Genomic DNA, 1,810 nt, shown 5'->3' with positions numbered 1-1,810 from the left:
AAATAGAAAAGCTTAACAAACTTCGTTCTATGGCAGAAATGCCACCTATTATTCTTTGAATTTAATGCTGTAACGAAGTGTGTAAGTTGTGTTTAAAAGCCCTGGATGGCTGAATTCGATGGAGCGCCGTGTGCGGTGAAAGTCGCATGCACGGTGTGGAGCGGGGGAAAATCCGGAGATAACTTCAAAGGATTACCTATCGCTATCGGGGGCAAAGTCTCAGGGAATCAAACAGCTTATGAGCGGTGGTGGTGTAATCCTCATCGGTACTCAGTTAATTCCGCTTCTTAGTGGACTGTTTGGTTAAGAGAAAGGAGTAGTTATCCATGTTCGATCAGATTTTTGATGCGATCGAAGAATGGATGAGGGAACTCCTGACAGGGATGATCAATTCCAACCTGGATCAGATGTTTACTGATGTCAATCAGAAAACTGGTGAGATTGCAAGCCAGGTTGGACAGACTCCCCAGGGATGGAATGGCAGCATATTCAGTATGATCCAGAACCTGTCCAATTCGGTAATTTTACCGATTGCAGGTATCATCATTACGTTTGTGCTCTGCTATGAACTGATTTCCATGCTTACTGAGCGTAATAACATGCATGATATTGATACATGGATGTTCTTCAAATACTTTGTGAAGATGTGGATCGCAGTGTATCTGGTAAGCAATACTTTTACGATTACAATGGCTGTTTTTGATGTAGGTCAGCATGTAGTAAATGCTGCATCCGGTGTGGTCACAGGCAGTACAGCCATTGATATCAGTTCGGCATTGACCGATCTGGAGGCTACATTGGAAGCCATGGAGATTGGAGAATTAGTAGTATTGGCATTGGAAACCCTGATCGTCAGCTTCTGTATGAGAATCATGTCCGTATTGATCACCGTAATTCTATATGGACGTATGATTGAGATTTACCTTTATACTTCGGTCGCGCCGATTCCGTTCGCCACAATGAGCAACAGAGAGTGGGGACAGATCGGAACCAATTATTTCAGAGGACTCTTTGCCCTGGCATTCCAGGCATTTCTGATGATGGTTTGCGTCGCTATCTATGCTGTGCTGGTAGCGGGTATCCAGTATTCAGATAATCTGAGTTCTTCATTATTTGGCGTAATGGCTTATACAGTCATCCTGTGTTTTAGTTTGTTTAAGACAGGATCCCTGAGCAAGTCCATTTTTAATGCCCATTAAATTAATCACAGGAAGGAGAGATAAACCATGGCATATGTCAGTGTTCCAAAGGATTTGACAAAAGTAAAAAACAAAGTGGCTTTTAATCTGACAAAGAGACAGATCATCTGCATCGGTATCGGTGCAGCGATTGGTATTCCGTTTTATTTTCTCACAAGAGGAATACTTGGAATGTCAAATGCGGCTACCGTTATGGTGATTCTAATGTTGCCGGCATTTATGTTTGCCATGTATGAAAAAGATGGGATGCATCTCGAGGATGTGATCTTGCACATCCTGAATGTAAAAGTGTTCCGGCCACCGGTCAGAACCTATGAAACAGAGAATTATTATGAATCGAATCCGGAAACAATCGGTTCGAAAAATGCAGTCAGAGGAAAGAAGGGAGGAAAGACAGGTGTCAAAAAGAAAAAATAACAGCACCAAAAAGTCAAAGAAAAAAGAAGAAAAGCGGCTTTCGGTACAAAAGACGATCCGATACAAAGAGATGGGAAAGGATGGGATCTGCCGGGTACAGGGGAATACATATTCTAAATGTATCCGGTTTTATGATATCAACTATCAGCTGGCACAGAATGAGGATAAGAATGCTATTTTTGAGAACTGGTGTG

General features: G+C 42.2%; 3 protein-coding genes and 1 pseudogene. All 4 read left to right on the top strand.

Annotated features, from left to right (window positions below):
• Nucleotides 1-208: 208 nt before the first annotated feature.
• Nucleotides 209-307 (top strand): annotated as a pseudogene (locus ACTNES_RS20645) (Maff2 family mobile element protein); the annotation flags it as partial.
• Nucleotides 308-326: 19 nt separating this feature from the next.
• Nucleotides 327-1,199: a VirB6/TrbL-like conjugal transfer protein, CD1112 family gene (locus tag ACTNES_RS20640; RefSeq protein ID WP_154432965.1), complete on the top strand. Its 873-nt coding sequence runs from the start codon at nucleotides 327-329 to the stop codon at nucleotides 1,197-1,199.
• 27 nt (nucleotides 1,200-1,226) lie between these two features.
• Nucleotides 1,227-1,616, top strand: coding sequence for a PrgI family protein (locus ACTNES_RS20635; protein ID WP_154580939.1), 390 nt, complete (start codon nucleotides 1,227-1,229; stop codon nucleotides 1,614-1,616).
• Nucleotides 1,564-1,810 (top strand): hypothetical protein (locus ACTNES_RS20630; RefSeq protein ID WP_441040548.1); only part of this gene is annotated, 247 nt, incomplete at its 3' end. The genes ACTNES_RS20635 and ACTNES_RS20630, both read left to right, overlap by 53 nt.

It is taken from the genome of Blautia sp. HCP3S3_D9, from assembly GCF_052063845.1.
In the GTDB taxonomy this organism is placed as follows: Bacteria; Bacillota; Clostridia; order Lachnospirales; family Lachnospiraceae; genus Blautia_A.
Note: the sequence above shows the minus strand (reverse complement) of the source record. Positions and strands in the feature narration are given on the sequence as shown.

Bases quoted from the DNA above. Each gene is read 5' to 3' on its own strand.
- ACTNES_RS20640 (WP_154432965.1), top strand. From the start codon at position 327: ATGTTCGATCAGATTTTTGATGCGATCGAAGAATGGATGAGGGAACTC.
- ACTNES_RS20635 (WP_154580939.1), top strand. From the start codon at position 1,227: ATGGCATATGTCAGTGTTCCAAAGGATTTGACAAAAGTAAAAAACAAA.